The sequence below is a fragment of the Thauera sp. GDN1 genome (assembly GCF_029223545.1).
In the GTDB taxonomy this organism is placed as follows: Bacteria; Pseudomonadota; Gammaproteobacteria; order Burkholderiales; family Rhodocyclaceae; genus Thauera.
The window spans coordinates 1293885-1312059 of record NZ_CP097870.1; the positions used below are offsets into that span (position 1 = coordinate 1293885).

Sequence of the window (18175 nt, forward strand, 5' to 3'; positions counted from 1 at the left end):
GCTCGATCGGCGGTGATCGGGCGCGGGCAGGGCGCCTGCGTCGGGTAAAATCCGCGCCATGAATTCCGCAGCCCATACCCCGGCCGAACCGGGTTTCGTGCCGAGCGCTCCGCGCTTCGTGCACCTCCGTCTCCATTCCGAATACTCGATCACCGACGGCATCGTCCAGCTCGACCAGGCGATCGCCGCGGCGGCCGACGACGGCATGCCGGCGCTCGGCATCTCCGACCTCGCCAACCTGTTCGGCATGGTCAAGTTCTACAAGGGCACGCGCGGCAAGGGCGTCAAGCCCATCGTCGGCGTCGATGCCTGGATCCAGAACGAGGTCGAGCGCGACAAGCCGCAGCGGGTGCTGCTGATCTGCCGAAACCGCGCCGGCTACGGCCAGCTGTGCGAACTGCTGACCCGCGCCTACCTCGAGAACAAGCACCGCGGCCGCGCCGAGATGCGCCGCGAGTGGTTCGAGAACGGCGCCGCGAGCGAGCTGCTGTGCCTGTCGGGGGCGATGAGCGGCGACATCGGCGCGGCGATCGCGGCCGGTAACCTCGCCCTCGCCGAGCAGCTCGCCGCCGACTGGGCGCGGCTGTTTCCGGACGCCTTCTACATCGAGATCCAGCGTGCCGGCCATCCCGGCACCGAGACCTACATCCGCCACGCGGTGGACATCGCCGGCCGCCTCGGCCTGCCGGTGGTGGCGACGCATCCGGTGCAGTTCCTCAAGCGCGAGGACTTCAAGGCCCACGAGGCGCGGGTGTGCATCGCCCAGGGCTACGTGCTCGCCGACAAGCGCCGGCCGCGCGACTTCACCGAGGAGCAGTACCTCAAGAGCCAGGCGGAGATGTGCGAACTGTTCGCCGATCTGCCCGAGGCGCTCGAGAACGCGGTCGAGATCGCGCGCCGCTGCTCGCTGACGGTGCAGCTGGGCAAGAACTTCCTGCCGCTGTTCCCGACCCCCGAAGGCATGACGCTGGACGACTTCCTGGTGCAGGAGGCCAAGGTCGGCCTCGAGCGCCGTCTCGCCCAGCTCTATCCGCACCCCGAGGAGCGCGAGAAGCAGCGCCCGCGCTACGAGGAGCGGCTGAAGTTCGAGACCGACACCATCATCCAGATGGGCTTCCCGGGCTACTTCCTGATCGTGGCCGACTTCATCCGCTGGGGAAAGAAGAACGGCGTGCCGGTGGGCCCGGGCCGCGGCTCGGGTGCCGGCTCGCTGGTGGCTTATTCGCTCGATATCACCGACCTCGACCCGCTGGAATACGCGCTGCTGTTCGAGCGCTTCCTGAACCCGGAGCGGGTGTCGATGCCCGACTTCGACATCGACTTCTGCCAGGACAACCGCTACCGCGTCATCGAGTACGTGCGCGAGCGCTACGGCAAGGACGCGGTGAGCCAGATCGCCACCTTCGGCACCATGGCCTCGAAGGCGGTGGTGCGCGACGTCGGCCGCGTGCTCGACCTGCCCTACGGCCTGTGCGACCGGCTGTCCAAGCTGATCCCGATCGAGGGCGCCAAGCCGGTCTCGCTGAACAAGGCCTACGAGATGGAGCCGCAGATCGGCGAGATGATGGCCGACGGCAACGACGGCGAATCGGTGCGCGACCTGTGGAGCCTGGCGCAGCCCCTGGAGGGCCTCTCCCGCAACGTCGGCATGCACGCTGGTGGCGTGCTGATCGCGCCCGGCAAGCTCACCGACTTCTGTCCGCTCTACATCGCCGACGGCGAGGATGCCACGCCGGTGTCGCAGTTCGACAAGGACGACGTCGAGGCCGTCGGCCTGGTGAAGTTCGACTTCCTCGGCCTGCGCAACCTCACCATCATCGAGCTCGCGCTGGAATACATCGAGCGCATGACCGGCAGCCGGCCCGACCTGATGAGCCTGGGCTTCGAGGACCCCGCCGCCTACCAGATCCTGAAGGACGCCAACACCACGGCGATCTTCCAGGTCGAATCGGACGGCATGAAGAAGCTGCTGAAGAAGCTCGCCCCCGACCGCTTCGAGGACATCATCGCGGTGCTTGCGCTCTACCGGCCCGGCCCGCTCGGCTCGGGCATGGTGGACGACTTCATCCTGCGCAAGAAGGGCCAGCAGGAGATCGACTACTTCCACCCCGACCTGAAAGCCTGTCTGGAGCCGACCTACGGCGTCATCGTGTATCAGGAACAGGTGATGCAGATCAGCCAGATCATCGGCGGCTACACCCTGGGCGGCGCCGACATGCTGCGCCGTGCGATGGGCAAGAAGAAGCCCGAGGAGATGGCCAAGCACCGCGCCACCATCGCCGAGGGCGCGAAGCAGAAGGGCTACGACCCGGCGCTGGCCGAGCAGCTCTTCGACCTGATGACCAAGTTCGCGGAGTACGGCTTCAACAAGTCGCACACCGCGGCCTACGCGGTGGTCACCTACCACACCGCCTGGCTCAAGGCGCACCACTGCGCGGCCTTCATGGCGGCGACGATGTCGTCAGACCTGGACAACACCGACACCGTCAAGATCTTCTACGAGGACACGGTCGCCAACGGGATCGCGGTGCTGCCGCCCGACGTGAACGCCTCCGACTACCGCTTCGTGCCGGTGGATCGCAAGACCATCCGCTACGGCCTGGGGGCGGTGAAGGGCGTGGGCGAGCCCGCGGTGCGCGCGATCCTGGCCGCGCGGCAGAAGGGCGGCGACTTCCGCGACCTGTTCGATTTCTGCGAGCGCGTCGATCGGCGCATGGTGAATCGCCGCGTGATCGAGGCGCTGATCCGCGCTGGCGCCATGGACACCTTGGCCGGCCACGCCGGCCTCGACCGCGCGCAGCTGATGGCGACCGTGGCGCTGGCGATGGAGGCGGCCGAGCAGGCGGCGGCCAATGCGATGCAGGGCGGCCTCTTCGACCTGATGCCGGAAGCTGCGGGCGCGGCGCCCGCATTCGCGAAGATCCGCCCGTGGACCGAGCGCGAGCGCCTCAAGGAGGAAAAGCTCGCGATCGGCTTCTTCCTCTCCGGCCATCCCTTCAACGCGTTCAAGCCCGAGGTGCGCCGCTTCGTGCGCCGCACGCTGGCCCAGCTCGAGCCCTCGCGCGACATCACGATGTTGGCCGGCGTGGTGATGGAGCAGCGCACCAAGGTCGGCAACCGCGGCAAGATGGCTTTCGTGCAGATCGACGACGGCACCGAGCCGCGGGAAGTCACGGTGTATTCCGAGGTGCTCGACGCCAGCCGCGGCAAGATCGTCACCGACGAGGTGCTGGTGGTCGAGGCCAAGGTCAGCAACGACGACTTCTCGGGCGGCCTGCGCATCATCGCCGACCGCCTGCTGACGCTGGGCGAGGCGCGCAGCCGTTTCGCGCGCGCCCTGCAACTGCGCATCAACGGCGAAGTGGCGGCCAGCGGCGGCGCGGTGAGTGCCGCCGGCAGGCTGCAGACGCTGCTCGAGCCCTTCCGTGAAGGTGGCTGCCCGATCCGGGTCAGCTACCGCAACGCGAGCGCCGAGGCCGAACTGCCCCTGGGCGACGAATGGCGGGTGCGACTGGACGACGCCCTGCTCGAGGGCCTGCGCGAGTGGCTGCCGCCGGAGGCGGTCGAGGTGCTCTACCCCTGAGCGCGCCGGCTCGTGCTCACGGAGCGGGCTCGTTGCGAGCGGCCCTGCATTCCGCGCAGATCGTCGGCGCCTGCACGAGTGGCGTGCCCCGTGCGCGCAGCGCCGCATCGATCAGGCTGAACACCTCGTTGCGGCAGACCGGCTCGCGATCGTGCTGCGGCACCCAGTATTTCACGCGGTAGGTGATGCCCTGAGGGCCATAGTGGACAACCTCGGCCTCCGGCGGCCTGTCCTCGACGATGCTCTCCGCGCCCTGCAGTGCCTCCAGGATCAGTGCCTTGGCATCGGCCACCGCCAGGTCCACCGGCAGGGTCAGTTCGGCGTGGTCGCGGTATTCCTTGCGCGGCGCGCTGAAATTGGTGATGCGCTGGCGCGAGACCTGGCTGTTGGGCAGGATCACGTAGGTGCTGTCGCGGGTGACGAGCCGCGTCGTTCGCCAGCCGATTTCCTGCACCCGACCCTGCGCCAGGGTCTCGATCCGCACCCAGTCGCCCATGCGGAACGGCGCCTCGATGCCGAGCGCGATGCCCGACAAGGTGTCGGCGACGACGTTGCGGATGGCGAAGCCAAGCACGGCCAGCACCAGCCCCGAACCGGTGAGGATGCCCGACAGATCCTGGCGGAACAGCAGGGACAGGGCGACCAGCAGGGCCAGTGAGAACAGGAACACCCTGAACAGGTCGAGCAGCACCTTGGGCACCGGCCGCTGGCCCTTGCGGCGCTGCGCGAGCCGGGTCGCCACCAGTGAGTGCACGAGATGCGCACCGGCGAAAGTCGCCAGGGCGATGGCGGCATTGCGCAGCGGCTCGAGCCAGGCGTGCTCGACAAGGCCGGAGGGCAGCAGCCCGATCAGCGGTTCGGCGAACACCGCCGTCAGCACCAGTACGGCGAAGCCGATCGCGGTGCGCAGCCAGGGCGCGAGAATGGAGGCGGGGTCGGGCGTCTTCATTTCCAAGGCTTCACACGCTGGCGCGGCCGCGGTCCGGTCGATGACCAGACGCGGTGCATCCCGATACGTGTGCAGGGAATCGATGGGGATCGCCCTGAGGATGGCGGGGCGTCCGAATCTTTTTTGATTTCAGCGACTTGCCATTATAACAGGGCAACAGGCCGGTGGCGGCCGGCGGTCTGGCGGCCGCAGCGCTCAGATCGTCGGCCGCTGCTCGAAGCCGCTGAGCGCCTCGGGCTCGGTGTCGATCGCCTCGACGCGCGACACCTGCGCCTTAGGCGGACCCTGGTGTGCCCAGGCGATGAAGGCCTCGACCGCCATGTGTGGTCCGATCGCCAGGGCCTCCACGCTGCCGTCGCTGCGGTTGCGCACCCAGCCCACGAGGCCCAGCCGTGACGCTTCCGCCTGTGCGCTGGCGCGATACCAGACTCCCTGCACGCGGCCGTGGATCCTGAGCAGACGGGCGACCGTCCGCCGTGCGCCCGCGCTGGCGGTGTCAGGCATAGGCGATCTCCGGGGCCTTGCCGCTCAGCTGGCGGGCGCGCTGCAAGGCCTCTTCGAGCGTGGCGGTGATGTTGTCGTCGCCCAGGCGGTCGAGGAAACCCGAGCGGAACACGATGGAGCCCGGCTGCGAGCCGAGCCGGCACAGGATCATGTGGGCGCCGCGCTTCTGCAGGTTGCGGTGCAGGGTCTGCAGGATGTCGAGGCCGGTGGTGTCGAGGCTGATCACGCGGTCCATGTCGAGGATCACCACGTCGGGGTGGCCGTCCTGCATCAGCAGCAGGTTCTCGAGCTTGTTGGCGGCACCGAAGAAGAGGCTGCCGGAGAGCTTGTAGGCGAGGATGCGCGGCGTGCCGTCCTCGCGCAGCTGGGTCTCCGCGCCGTCGAGCTCGGGCAGGGCGATGCGCTCGATGCGGGTGAGGTCCGACATGCGGTACATGAAGAACAGGCTCGCCAGCACCATGCCGATCTCGACTGCCAGCGTGAGGTCGAACACCACGGTGACCAGGAAGGTGCCGAGCAGGATGGTGCGGTACTGCAGCGAGTAGCGCGCCAGCTCCCGCGGCGCGAAGGCGTGCCATTCGCCCATGTTGATCGACACCATGACCACGATCGCCGACAGCGTGGCGAGCGGGATGTGGCTGGCGAGCGGGGCGAGCGCGAGCACGATGGCGAGCAGCACGGCGGCGTGGATGATGCCGGCGACCGGCGTGCGGCCGCCGGTGCGGATGTTGGTGGCGGTGCGCGCGATCGCGCCGGTGGCGGCGAAGCCGCCGAACAGCGGCGCGGCGAGGTTGGCGATGCCCTGGGCCATCAACTCCTGGTTGGGGTCGTGGCGGTCGTCGATCTGGCTGTCGGCGACGCGGGCGGAGAGCAGCGACTCGATGGCGCCCAGCAGTGCGATCGTGATCGCCGGCGCGATCAGCTTGCCGAGCGCCGACAGGCTCAGTTCCGGCAGGCCGAAGGCCGGGATCTCCTGCGGGATGCCGCCGAAGCGGCTGCCGATGGTGTCGACCGGCAGGGCCGCCAGCGCATTCACCGCGGTCATGACGATCAGCACCGCGAGCGGTCCGGGCAGGCGGCGCATCCACGCGGTCCTGACCGCCTGCCGGTTCCACGCCACCAGGATCGCCAGCGACACGACGGCGACCGCCACCGTGGGCAGGTCCACCGTCGGCAGCGCCGCGATCAGCGCGCCCATCTTGGCGAAGAACTCGCCCGGCAGGTTGTCGATCTTGAGGCCGAGGAAGTCCTTGATCTGCGAGATGAAGATCACCACCGCGATGCCGTTGGTGAAGCCGATGACCACCGACAGCGGGATGAAGCGGATCATGTTGCCCAGGCGCAGCGCACCCATTGCGAACAGCAGCACGCCGGACATCATCGTGGCGATGAGCAGGTTCTGCACGCCGAGGTCGGCGACGATGGCGTAGATGATCGGGATGAAGGCGCCGGTGGGACCACCGATCTGTACCTTCGATCCGCCGAGCAGGGCGATCAGGAAGCCGGCGACGATCGCGGTCCAGATGCCGGCGGTGGGCGACATGCCGGAGGCGATTGCGAATGCCATCGCCAGCGGTAGCGCGAGCACGCCGACGGTGATGCCGGCGGAGAGGTCGCCGACGAAGGCTGCGCGGCCGTAACCGGACAGGGTGTCGAGAAGCTTGGGACGGAAGTTGATTTTCATGCTGTCTCCGCTGCGTACTTGAACAGGACGGGGCGCGAGGCCCGGACAGCGCCGCTGCGAACCAGGTTACGACAGGCGGCGCGGGCTGCGGAGACGGTCACCCTCGACCCGCGTGGTGCAGGACGATCCAGCGTTTCGAGGGTGTGAGCGGCATGGCGACGGGGCGGGCTTACTTCACCTTCATGCCGGGCTGCGCGCCGGCGTCCGGCGACAGGATGAAGAGGCCGGGGGTCTTGCCTTCGGCGTCGGAGGCGGCGAGCACCATGCCCTCGCTCATGCCGAACTTCATCTTGCGCGGCGCGAGATTGGCGACCATCACCGTCATGCGCCCGACCAGCGTCGCCGGATCGTAGGCCGACTTGATGCCGGCGAAGACCTGGCGCGGCCTGGGGTTGCCGGCATCGTCGGTTTCGCCGATGTCGAGCGAGAGGCGGATGAGCTTGTCGGCGCCCTCGACGTGCTCGGCATTGACGATCCTGGCGATGCGCAGGTCGACCTTGGTGAAGTCGTCGATCGCGATGTGCGCCGAGGGCGTCTCGGCCGCCTGCGCGGCGTGCTGCTGCTTTTCCGCATGGCGCTGCTGCGAGGATGCGGCCTTGGCGACCGCCGCTTCCTTGACCGGCGCCGCGGCAGCCGGGGCGAGCGACTCGCGGTTGGCTTCGAGGAGCGCATCGATCTGCTTGCGCTCGACGCGGGTCATCAGGTGGCTGTAAGCCTGGATGGTGTGGCCGGCGGGCAGCGCCGCCCACTCGCCCTGCCAGTCCATGGCCGGGATGGCGAGGAAGGCCTCGACCTGCGCGGCCAGCGCCGGCAGCACCGGCTTGAGATAGCGGGTGAGGTCGCGGAACATGGTCAGCGCGGTGCTGCACACCGAATGCAGGCGGGCTTCCTGGCCCTCCTGCTTGGCGAGCTCCCAGGGCTTGTGGTCGTTGACGTACTGGTTGGCGACGTCGGCCAGACGCATGATCTCGCGCAGCGCGCGGCTGTAGTCGCGTTCGTCATAGGCAGCGGCGATGCGGCCATCGGTCCACGCGGCGGCGAATTCGGCGCAGGCGGCGGCATCGACCTCGCCCAGCCTGCCGTCGAAGCGCTTGCCGATGAAGCCGGCGCAGCGGCTGGCGATGTTCACGAACTTGCCGACGAGGTCCGAATTGACCTTGGCGATCATGTCGTCGAGGTTGAGATCGACGTCTTCCATGGTGCCGTTCGACTTGCCGGCGAAGTAATAGCGCAGCCACTCGGGGTTGAGCTTCTGCGTGATGTAGGAGTGCGCGGTGATGAAGGTGCCGCGGCTCTTGCTCATCTTGGCGCCGTCGACGGTGAGGAAGCCGTTGACGCACAACTGGCTGGGCGTGGCGTAGCCGGCGAACTTCAGCATCGCCGGCCAGAACAGGGCGTGGAAATAAAGGATGTCCTTGCCGATGAAGTGCACCATCTCGGTGCCGGCTGCGGCGGCGCGGGCGGCGTCGGTGTAGTCCTCGACCGCGATCGTCTCGCCGGCGGCGGCGCGCTTGGCGGCGAGGTTGCGGAAGCTGGCGAGGTAGCCGATCGGCGCGTCCAGCCAGACGTAGAAGTACTTGCCCGGCGCGCCCGGGATCTCGAAGCCGAAGTAGGGCGCGTCACGCGAGATGTCCCAGTCGGAAAGCTTGTTCTCGCCTTCCTCGCCCAGCCACTCCTTCATCTTGTTGGCCGCTTCCGCCTGCAGGCGGCGCTCGCCGGCGGCGTTGGTGCCGCGCGTCCACTCCCGAAGGAAGGCGACCGCGCGCTCGTCCGACAGGCGGAAGAAGTAGTGCTCCGAGGTCTTCAGCACCGGCTTGGCGCCCGAGACCGCCGAGTACGGGTTCTTGAGTTCGGTGGGGGCGTAGGCCGCGCCGCAGGCCTCGCAGTTGTCGCCATACTGGTCGGCCGCGCCGCACTTGGGGCACTCGCCCTTGATGAAGCGGTCGGGGAGGAACATCTCCTTGACCGGGTCGTAGTACTGCTCGATCGAGCGCGTGTCGATGAGGCCGCCGGCCTTGAGCCTGGCGTAGATGTCCTCGGCGTAGAGGCGGTTCTCGGCGCTGTGGGTGGAGTGGTAGTTGTCGAAGGCGACGCCGAAGGCGGTGAAGTCGCGCAGGTGCTCGCCGTGGACGCGGTCGATCAGCTGCTCGGGCGTGAGGCCTTCCTTCTCGGCGCGCAGCATGACCGGCGTGCCGTGGGTGTCGTCCGCACAGACGTAGTGCACCGCATGGCCGCGCATGCGCTGGTAGCGCACCCAGATGTCGGCCTGGATGTAGCCCACCAGGTGGCCGAGGTGGATGTCGCCGTTGGCGTAGGGCAGGGCGTTGGTGACGAGGATCTTGCGGGGCATGGTGTCTGGGGACGGATCGGCTTGATAAAGACAGGAGTTTAACAAAGCGGGCGCGGAGCCTGCATGCGCAGGCCTCAGGGTTGGCGGCTGAGGATCAGTTCGATCCGGCGGTTGCGGGTGCGCCCGTCCTCGGTGGCGTTGCTGGTCAGCGGGTCGGCCTCGCCGCGGCCGTCGGCGGACAGGCGCTCGAGCGCGATGCCGCGCTGGCGCAGGTATTCCACCACCGCTTCGGCGCGCGCGATCGACAGTTGCAGGTTGATCATCTCGCTGCCCTGGCTGTCGGTGTGGCCGACCACCTTCACCGCTGCGCCTTCCTCGGGGGCCAGCACAGGTGCCAGCGCGTCGAGCGCCTTGGCGAGCGAGGTGCGGATCTCCGTTTTTCCGCTCGCGAAGCCGTCGGCCACCGGGATCTGCAGGCGCAGGCCCTGCCTGTCGGCGCGGCCGATCTCGATGCCTTTCACGCCTGCGCTGGCGGCGGCGAGGCGCTGTTGCAGGGCGGACCAGTCTGGCTCGGCCGTCGGGGTACGGACTAGGGCGTGGCGGTTGATCGGGTCGGAGGTTTGAACGCTGGCGGGGGTGGCGCAGGCGGCGAGCAGCGAGACGAGGCCCACTGCGGGCAGCAAACGGATCAGTCGTGAGGTGTTCATTTCGGGTAATGCACGATTGCGCACGGCAGAAGCGCGGCGCGGATGGGAGAAGCCAGGGGAACCGCAGGGAGAAACCCTGCTCAGATCGCGGGTGAGTGAATCCGCCCGCTCCGGTATGATTCTGCCGCTTTCACCCGGCAGCGGGTGCACCGATTTTCGAGGACAACGCGATGAGTCTTGACCAGCAAACCGTAACCGAAGCGCTCAAGCGGGTGATCGACCCGAACACCGGCAAGGATTTCGTGGCCGGCCGCGCCATCCGCAACCTTTCCGTCGACGGCGGCACGGTGCGCTTCGACGTCGAGCTCGGTTACCCGGCGAAGAGTCAGCACGAGCCGATCCGCGCGCTGCTGAGCGAGGCGGTGGCGAAGCTGCCCGGCGTCGAGCGCGTGGAAGTGAAGGTGACCAGCAAGGTCGTCGCCCACGCGGTGCAGCAGGGGGTGAAGCTGCTGCCGGGCGTGCGCAACATCATCGCGGTGGCCTCCGGCAAGGGCGGCGTCGGCAAGAGCACGACCGCGGCCAACCTCGCGCTCGCGCTGGCGGCCGAGGGCGCGCGTGTCGGCCTCCTCGACGCCGACATCTACGGCCCCTCGCAGCCGCAGATGCTGGGCATCGGCGACCAGCGCCCGGTGTCGGACGACGGCAAGACCATGATCCCGCTCGAGGCCTTCGGCATCCAGGCGATGTCGATCGGCTTCCTGATCGATCCCGACACGCCGATGGTGTGGCGCGGACCGATGGCGACCCAGGCCCTCAACCAGATGCTCAAGGACACCGCCTGGAACGACCTCGACTACCTCGTCATCGACATGCCGCCGGGCACCGGCGACATCCAGCTGACGCTGTCGCAGAGCGTGCCGGTGACCGGCGCGGTCATCGTCACCACGCCGCAGGACATCGCGCTGCTCGACGCGCGCAAGGGTGTGAAGATGTTCGAGAAGGTGGGCGTGCCCATCCTCGGCGTGGTCGAGAACATGAGCATCCACATCTGTTCGAAGTGCGGCCACGAGGAACACATCTTCGGCCAGGGCGGCGGCGAGAAGATGTGCGCGGACTTCAACATCCCCTTCCTCGGCGCGCTGCCGCTCGACATACAGATCCGGACCGAGGCCGACGGCGGCACGCCCACCGTGGTCGCCGACCCCGATGGCCGCATCGCGGCGACCTACAAGCAGATCGCGCGCAAGGTCGCGGTACGCATCGCAGAGCGCTCCAAGGACATGACCCACAAGTTCCCGAACATCGTCATCAAGAACACCTGATGCAGGGGTGACGCGCGCCCGGGGCCGCTACCCCCTCCGGCGTGGCGGACTCGGGTGCCGCGCGCGGACGAGGGTCTGGGCTGCATGGCGTTTTGCGCTGCAGCAACAATGCCGCGACGAAGGCTTTCCCCGTCGCGGCGCTTGTCCTACACTACGCCGCTTTTCCGACCGGCCGTCGGCCGCAACGCAACCGCTGGAACCCGCGCCCATGTCCATCAAGTCCGACAAGTGGATCCGCCGCATGGCCCAAGAGGCCGGCATGATCGAGCCTTTCGCGCCGGAACTGGTGCGCAGCAACGACAGCGGCCGCATCGTCTCCTACGGCACCTCGAGCTACGGCTACGATGTGCGCGTGGCGAACGAATTCAAGATCTTCACCAACATCAACTCGACCATCGTCGACCCGAAGGACTTCGATGCGCGCAACTTCGTCGATTTCACCGGCGACGTGTGCATCATCCCGCCGAACTCCTTCGCGCTGGCGCGCACGGTCGAGTACTTCCGCATTCCGCGGAGCGTGCTGACGGTGTGTCTGGGCAAGAGCACCTACGCGCGCTGCGGCATCATCGTGAACGTCACCCCGCTCGAGCCCGAGTGGGAGGGCCACGTGACGCTCGAGTTCTCCAACACCACGCCGCTGCCGGCCAAGATCTACGCCAACGAGGGCGTAGCGCAGATGCTGTTCTTCGAGTCGGACGAGGTGTGCGAGACGTCCTACAAGGACCGCGGCGGAAAGTACCTCGGCCAGACCGGCGTCACCCTGCCCAAGATCTGAGCGCCGACGCGTCGCGCCGCTGACTCCACGGGGCCGCCTGACGGCCCCTTGTGCTTTTTTCGATTCAATTTCGGTAACGTCCGGGCAATGGCGCGGGGGTTACACTTTCACTTTTCCGTCCCGCAAGGACCCCGCTGGAGACGACCAGGATGCGATTCCACTTCCCCATCATCATCATCGACGAGGACTTCCGCTCGGAGAACACCTCGGGACTGGGGATCCGCGCGCTCGCCAAGGCGATCGAGGAAGAGGGCATGGAGGTGCTCGGCGTCACCAGCTATGGCGACCTGACCTCCTTCGCGCAGCAGCAGAGCCGCGGCTCGACCTTCATCCTGTCGATCGACGACGAGGAGTTCTCGTCGCCCGAGGCCTCGGCCAAGGCAATCGCCGACCTGCGCGCCTTCGTCGTCGAGATCCGCTTCCGCAACGCCGACATCCCGATCTTCCTGCACGGCGAGACGCGCACCACGCGCCACATCCCGAATGACGTGCTGCGCGAGATGCACGGCTTCATCCACATGTTCGAGGACACGCCGGAATTCATCGCACGCTACGTGGTGCGCGAGGCGAAGAACTACCTCGATTCGCTGGCGCCGCCTTTCTTCCGCGCGCTGGTGCACTATGCGGCCGACAGCTCGTATTCGTGGCACTGTCCGGGGCACTCGGGCGGTGTCGCCTTCCTGAAGAGCCCGGTAGGACAGATGTTCCACCAGTTCTTCGGCGAGAACATGCTGCGCGCGGACGTATGCAATGCGGTTGACGAGCTCGGCCAGCTGCTCGACCACACCGGCCCGGTGGCGGCAAGCGAGCGCAACGCGGCGCGCATCTTCAACTGCGACCACCTGTACTTCGTCACCAACGGCACCTCGACCTCGAACAAGATGGTGTGGCACACGACGGTCGCGCCCGGCGACATCGTCGTCGTCGACCGCAACTGCCACAAGTCCATCCTCCACTCGATCATCATGACCGGTGCGGTGCCGGTGTTCCTGACGCCGACGCGCAACCACTACGGCATCATCGGCCCGATCCCGCTCGAGGAGTTCTCGGTGGAGAACATCCAGAAGAAGATCGATGCCAACCCGTTCGCCCGTGAGGCCAAGAACAAGAAACCACGCATCCTGACCATCACCCAGTCGACCTACGATGGCGTGGTGTACAACGTCGAGACCATCAAGGACATGCTCGATGGCGAGATCGACACCCTGCACTTCGACGAAGCCTGGCTGCCGCACGCGGCCTTCCACGACTTCTATGGCGACTACCACGCGATCGGCGCCGACCGTCCGCGCTGCCGCGAGTCGATGGTGTTCTCGACCCAGTCGACGCACAAGCTGCTTGCCGGCCTGTCGCAGGCCTCGCAGATCCTGGTGCAGGACTCGCAGACCCGCAAGCTCGACCGCGACATCTTCAACGAGGCCTACCTGATGCATACCTCGACTTCGCCGCAGTACGCGATCATCGCGTCCTGCGACGTGGCAGCGGCGATGATGGAGGCGCCGGGTGGTACCGCGCTGGTCAATGAATCGCTGTCTGAAGCGGTGGAGTTCCGGCGCGCGATGCGCAAGGTCGACGCCGAGTTCGGCGAGGACGAGTGGTGGTTCCAGGTGTGGGGGCCGGAGTACCTGGCCGAGGAGGGTATCGGCCACCGCGACGACTGGACGCTGAAGGCCGGCGAGCGCTGGCACGGCTTCGGCGACCTGGCCGAAGGCTTCAACATCCTCGATCCGATCAAGGCCACGATCATCACCCCGGGCCTGAACATGGACGGCGATTTCGCCGAGCACACCGGCATCCCCGCGGCGATCGTCACCAAGTACCTTGCCGAACACGGCATCATCGTAGAGAAGACCGGCCTGTACTCGTTCTTCATCATGTTCACGATCGGCATCACCAAGGGCCGCTGGAACACGATGGTGACCGAGCTGCAGCAGTTCAAGGACGACTACGACCGCAACCAGCCGCTGTGGCGCGTGATGCCGGAGTTCATCGCCAAGCACCCGCGCTACGAGCGTGTCGGCCTGAAGGATCTGTGCAACCAGATCCACAGCTTCTACAAGACGCACGACGTCGCGCGCCTGACCACCGAGATGTACCTGTCGGACATGGTCCCGGCGATGAAGCCGGCGGACGCCTTCGCCAAGATGGCGCACCGCGAGATCGAGCGCGTGGCGCTGGACGAACTCGAGGGCCGCGTCACCGCGATGCTGGTCACGCCCTATCCGCCGGGCATCCCGCTGCTGATCCCGGGCGAACGCTTCAACGCGACGATCGTGCGCTACCTGAAGTTCGCGCGCGACTTCAACGCACGCTTCCCCGGCTTCGAGACCGACATTCACGGCCTCGTGAAGGGCGAGGACGGGCGCTACCACGTGGATTGCGTGAAGGACTGACGCGCTTCGAGCCCTTGCCATGGGGTCGCAAAGAAGAATGGGCCGCTGCGAGCGGCCCATTTTTGTCGACGGGTGTCGCGCGCTTGCCGGTGCTCAGCGCCGGCGATACTCGACGAAATCGAAGTCGAACTCGTTGTCCGCGTCTGCCTGGCGCGAATCGCGCCGCTCCTCGATGAAGTCGTCGCGATCCAGCATCGGAAAATGCGCGTCGCCCTCGACGTCCGCCCAGACCTCGGTCAGCACCAGCCGCTCGGCGTGCGCCAGCAGCTTGGCGTAGAGTTGGGCTCCGCCGATCACGAAGATGCGCTCGGCGCCCGCCGCGGCGGCGATCGCCGCCTCGGGGCTGGCGAAAACCTCCGCACCGTCGGCCCGGAACTGCGGATCACGGCTGACCACCATGTTGCGCCGTCCTGGCAGCGGGCGACCGAGCGACTCCCAGGTGTTACGCCCCATCAGGATCGGATGCCCCATGGTCAGGGCCCGAAAGTGCTGGAGGTCGGCCTTGAGGCGCCAGGGCAGGTCGTTGTCGCGGCCGATCACGCCATTGCGGGCGAGGGCGGCGACGATGACGATCTCGGGTGTCTTGCTCATACGGCGACCGGTGCCTTGATGTGAGGGTGCGGGTCATAGCCTTCGAGCGCGAAATCCTCGAAGCGGAAAGCGAAGATGTCCCTGACCTCGGGGTTGATGCGGAGCCGCGGCAGCGTGCGGGGTTCGCGGCCAAGCTGCTCGCGCGCTTGTTCGAGGTGGTTGAGGTAGAGGTGGCAGTCGCCGCCGGTCCAGATGAAATCACCCGGCGCGAGTTCGCAGACCTGCGCGACCATGTGCGTGAGCAGAGCGTAGGACGCGATGTTGAATGGCACGCCCAGGAAGATGTCTGCGCTGCGCTGGTAAAGCTGGCAGGAGAGGCGGCCGTTGGCGACGTAGAACTGGAACAGCGCGTGGCAGGGCGGCAGCGCCATGTTGTCGACCTCGGCCGGATTCCACGCCGAGACCAGATGGCGCCGTGAGTCGGGGTTGTGTTTGATGCCATCGACCAGCCGACCGATCTGGTCGATGCTCCGTCCGTCGGCTGCCTCCCAGCGGCGCCACTGCTTACCGTAGACCGGGCCCAGGTCGCCGTTCTCGTCCGCCCATTCGTCCCAGATCGAAACGCCGTTTTCCTTCAGATAGCGGATGTTCGTGTCGCCCTGCAGGAACCACAGCAACTCGTGGATGATCGAGCGGGTGTGAAGCTTCTTGGTGGTCAGCAGGGGGAACCCATCCTGCAGGCGGAAACGCATCTGCCAACCGAAGACCGACAAGGTCCCGGTGCCGGTGCGGTCGGTCTTGCGATCGCCGTGTTCGAGCACGTGGCTCATGAGGTCGAGGTACTGGCGCATGGGGCAACCCGGCAACAAAAAAAACGATTCTACCGTGCCGTCGCCGCCGTTTCTCGTGCGGGTGGACTGTGGTGGTGGTCCCGCTGATGTCCTCACGGATGGGCGTGCAGGACTCCGCAAGATCGTCCTCTATTGCAGAGGGGGATAGATTGGAAGGAGGCAGGACAGCCAGATCGCGCCCGAAGCGCGCATTCTCGGCGCGTCGCGGCGGTCGTGGCGCCAGACGCGCAGGAGCGGTGCCCCTGTGGTCGCTTCGCAGTGCATGGCTTCATAAGAATCTTTATGTCTTTTCGTTGTTGACGCGTTTTTTTTGATGTCTATAATGCGCAGCTCTTCGGCGCTGCGGCGGTTTCTACGGAAGCGGAGTGGTGCGGAAGGCGAGGGGTGGAGTGGGTGCTTTGGGGTCTTTTGTTTCGGTGTTGAGCCGGGGCGGTTGGAAAAAAGATTCTCGAGGTGCTTGACAGCGAAATCGAAGTTGATCATAATTTCGCCTCTCTGCTGCAGCGAATGCGGCGCTCTTTAAAAAGTTGAACAACCGATAAGTGTGGGTGCTTGGTGGTTGTGGTCGGATCGTTTCGGCGATTTGGTTTCACAATGATTAGGTGCTCATGCTGATGTAAGTCAGTTATTTGAGTACTTTGCTGGATTGAACTTAAGAGTTTGATCCTGGCTCAGATTGAACGCTGGCGGCATGCTTTACACATGCAAGTCGAACGGCAGCGGGGGCTTCGGCCTGCCGGCGAGTGGCGAACGGGTGAGTAATGCATCGGAACGTGCCCATGTCGTGGGGGATAACGTATCGAAAGGTACGCTAATACCGCATACGCCCTGAGGGGGAAAGCGGGGGATTCTTTGGAACCTCGCGCGATTGGAGCGGCCGATGTCGGATTAGCTAGTAGGTGAGGTAAAGGCTCACCTAGGCGACGATCCGTAGCGGGTCTGAGAGGATGATCCGCCACACTGGGACTGAGACACGGCCCAGACTCCTACGGGAGGCAGCAGTGGGGAATTTTGGACAATGGGCGCAAGCCTGATCCAGCCATGCCGCGTGAGTGAAGAAGGCCTTCGGGTTGTAAAGCTCTTTCGGCCGGGAAGAAATCGCGCGCTCTAACATAGCGCGTGGATGACGGTACCGGACTAAGAAGCACCGGCTAACTACGTGCCAGCAGCCGCGGTAATACGTAGGGTGCGAGCGTTAATCGGAATTACTGGGCGTAAAGCGTGCGCAGGCGGTTTTGTAAGACAGATGTGAAATCCCCGGGCTTAACCTGGGAACTGCGTTTGTGACTGCAAGGCTAGAGTACGGCAGAGGGGGGTGGAATTCCTGGTGTAGCAGTGAAATGCGTAGAGATCAGGAGGAACACCGATGGCGAAGGCAGCCCCCTGGGCCTGTACTGACGCTCATGCACGAAAGCGTGGGGAGCAAACAGGATTAGATACCCTGGTAGTCCACGCCCTAAACGATGTCGACTAGTCGTTCGGAGCAGCAATGCACTGAGTGACGCAGCTAACGCGTGAAGTCGACCGCCTGGGGAGTACGGCCGCAAGGTTAAAACTCAAAGGAATTGACGGGGACCCGCACAAGCGGTGGATGATGTGGATTAATTCGATGCAACGCGAAAAACCTTACCTACCCTTGACATGTCTGGAACCTTGCTGAGAGGCGAGGGTGCCTTCGGGAGCCAGAACACAGGTGCTGCATGGCTGTCGTCAGCTCGTGTCGTGAGATGTTGGGTTAAGTCCCGCAACGAGCGCAACCCTTGTCACTAGTTGCCATCATTTAGTTGGGCACTCTAGTGAGACTGCCGGTGACAAACCGGAGGAAGGTGGGGATGACGTCAAGTCCTCATGGCCCTTATGGGTAGGGCTTCACACGTCATACAATGGTCGGTACAGAGGGTTGCCAAGCCGCGAGGTGGAGCCAATCCCTTAAAGCCGATCGTAGTCCGGATCGTAGTCTGCAACTCGACTACGTGAAGTCGGAATCGCTAGTAATCGCAGATCAGCATGCTGCGGTGAATACGTTCCCGGGTCTTGTACACACCGCCCGTCACACCATGGGAGTGGGTTTCACCAGAAGTAGGTAGCTTAACCTTCGGGAGGGCGCTTACCACGGTGAGATTCATGACTGGGGTGAAGTCGTAACAAGGTAGCCGTATCGGAAGGTGCGGCTGGATCACCTCCTTTCAAGAGAACAGGCCACTGTTCCATCAAGTATCCACAACTTATCGGTTGTTCAGGCGAAGAGCCTCGGATGAGAGGGTCTGTAGCTCAGCTGGTTAGAGCACCGTCTTGATAAGGCGGGGGTCGTTGGTTCGAACCCAACCAGACCCACCAATCAATTGGTTGCTCGAAGCAGTGGGGGGCTGTAGCTCAGCTGGGAGAGCGGCGGCTTTGCAAGCCGTAGGTCGTCGGTTCGATCCCGACCAGCTCCACCAGTCGTGTCCAAGGCTCGAGACGAGAAGTAAGAGATGACGCGCACCGGTGTCGGTGTCGGTATCTCTTACTTCTTGAACGGCAGCGTAGCTGCCGGTCATTGAGGTTCGCTCTTTAACAAAGTGGAAGAAGTGCAGTACGTACCGAGCCGGTGCGTACTGCAAGTTGTGTGATTGCATTGGTCACATCACCGTTGTCAGCAGTGGTGTG

The 18175-nt window shown here is 65.6% G+C and carries 11 protein-coding genes, 2 tRNA genes and 1 rRNA gene; 7 read left to right on the plus strand and 7 right to left on the minus strand.

Going from position 1 to position 18175, the window contains the following annotated elements; genetic code table 11:
- The first annotated feature begins 58 nt into the window (after nucleotides 1-58).
- Entirely contained in the window at nucleotides 59-3583 is a 3525-nt protein-coding gene (gene dnaE, locus CKCBHOJB_RS05885; RefSeq protein WP_281051082.1) for a DNA polymerase III subunit alpha, read from the plus strand.
- Between the two features lie 16 nt (nucleotides 3584-3599).
- Here dnaE and CKCBHOJB_RS05890 read toward each other — a convergent pair whose 3' ends face one another.
- From CKCBHOJB_RS05890 to CKCBHOJB_RS05910, 5 genes are all read right to left on the minus strand, one after another.
- Entirely contained in the window at nucleotides 3600-4532 is a 933-nt protein-coding gene (locus CKCBHOJB_RS05890) for a mechanosensitive ion channel family protein (RefSeq protein ID WP_281051083.1), read from the minus strand.
- 195 nt (nucleotides 4533-4727) lie between these two features.
- Entirely contained in the window at nucleotides 4728-5036 is a 309-nt protein-coding gene (locus tag CKCBHOJB_RS05895; RefSeq protein ID WP_281051084.1) for an acylphosphatase, read from the minus strand.
- A complete protein-coding gene (locus tag CKCBHOJB_RS05900; protein ID WP_281051085.1) occupies nucleotides 5029-6720 on the minus strand; it encodes a SulP family inorganic anion transporter in 1692 nt (563 codons plus the stop codon). The genes CKCBHOJB_RS05895 and CKCBHOJB_RS05900 overlap by 8 nt, the downstream gene beginning before the upstream one ends.
- A gap of 169 nt (nucleotides 6721-6889) precedes the next feature.
- Entirely contained in the window at nucleotides 6890-9070 is a 2181-nt protein-coding gene (gene metG, locus CKCBHOJB_RS05905) for a methionine--tRNA ligase (protein ID WP_281051086.1), read from the minus strand.
- 74 nt (nucleotides 9071-9144) lie between these two features.
- Nucleotides 9145-9717, minus strand: coding sequence for an OmpA family protein (locus CKCBHOJB_RS05910; RefSeq protein ID WP_281051087.1), 573 nt, complete (start codon nucleotides 9715-9717; stop codon nucleotides 9145-9147).
- Between the two features lie 170 nt (nucleotides 9718-9887).
- Here CKCBHOJB_RS05910 and apbC point away from each other — a divergent pair, with 170 nt between their 5' ends.
- The 3 genes from apbC to CKCBHOJB_RS05925 all read left to right on the plus strand — a co-directional run bounded on the left by apbC (nucleotide 9888) and on the right by CKCBHOJB_RS05925 (nucleotide 14147).
- Complete coding sequence (gene apbC / locus CKCBHOJB_RS05915) at nucleotides 9888-10979, plus strand: iron-sulfur cluster carrier protein ApbC (RefSeq protein ID WP_281051088.1); 1092 nt, start codon at nucleotides 9888-9890, stop codon at nucleotides 10977-10979.
- 208 nt (nucleotides 10980-11187) lie between these two features.
- The gene (dcd, locus tag CKCBHOJB_RS05920; RefSeq protein ID WP_048705906.1) at nucleotides 11188-11754 is read left to right on the plus strand and encodes a dCTP deaminase; all 567 of its coding nucleotides are present in this window, start codon (nucleotides 11188-11190) and stop codon (nucleotides 11752-11754) included.
- A gap of 149 nt (nucleotides 11755-11903) precedes the next feature.
- Nucleotides 11904-14147, plus strand: coding sequence for an arginine/lysine/ornithine decarboxylase (locus CKCBHOJB_RS05925; RefSeq protein WP_281051089.1), 2244 nt, complete (start codon nucleotides 11904-11906; stop codon nucleotides 14145-14147).
- Nucleotides 14148-14240: 93 nt separating this feature from the next.
- Here CKCBHOJB_RS05925 and CKCBHOJB_RS05930 read toward each other — a convergent pair whose 3' ends face one another.
- Nucleotides 14241-14738, minus strand: coding sequence for a dihydrofolate reductase (locus CKCBHOJB_RS05930; RefSeq protein WP_281051090.1), 498 nt, complete (start codon nucleotides 14736-14738; stop codon nucleotides 14241-14243).
- The gene (locus CKCBHOJB_RS05935) at nucleotides 14735-15529 is read right to left on the minus strand and encodes a thymidylate synthase (RefSeq protein ID WP_281051091.1); all 795 of its coding nucleotides are present in this window, start codon (nucleotides 15527-15529) and stop codon (nucleotides 14735-14737) included. Before CKCBHOJB_RS05935 ends, CKCBHOJB_RS05930 begins: the two co-directional genes overlap by 4 nt.
- A gap of 648 nt (nucleotides 15530-16177) precedes the next feature.
- Between CKCBHOJB_RS05935 and CKCBHOJB_RS05940 the strand changes: the two genes are divergently transcribed.
- The 3 genes from CKCBHOJB_RS05940 to CKCBHOJB_RS05950 all read left to right on the plus strand — a co-directional run bounded on the left by CKCBHOJB_RS05940 (nucleotide 16178) and on the right by CKCBHOJB_RS05950 (nucleotide 17967).
- Nucleotides 16178-17716 (plus strand): 16S ribosomal RNA (locus CKCBHOJB_RS05940).
- A gap of 73 nt (nucleotides 17717-17789) precedes the next feature.
- Nucleotides 17790-17866 (plus strand) — tRNA-Ile (locus CKCBHOJB_RS05945).
- Between the two features lie 25 nt (nucleotides 17867-17891).
- A tRNA-Ala gene (locus CKCBHOJB_RS05950) sits at nucleotides 17892-17967 on the plus strand.
- Nucleotides 17968-18175: the final 208 nt, after the last annotated feature.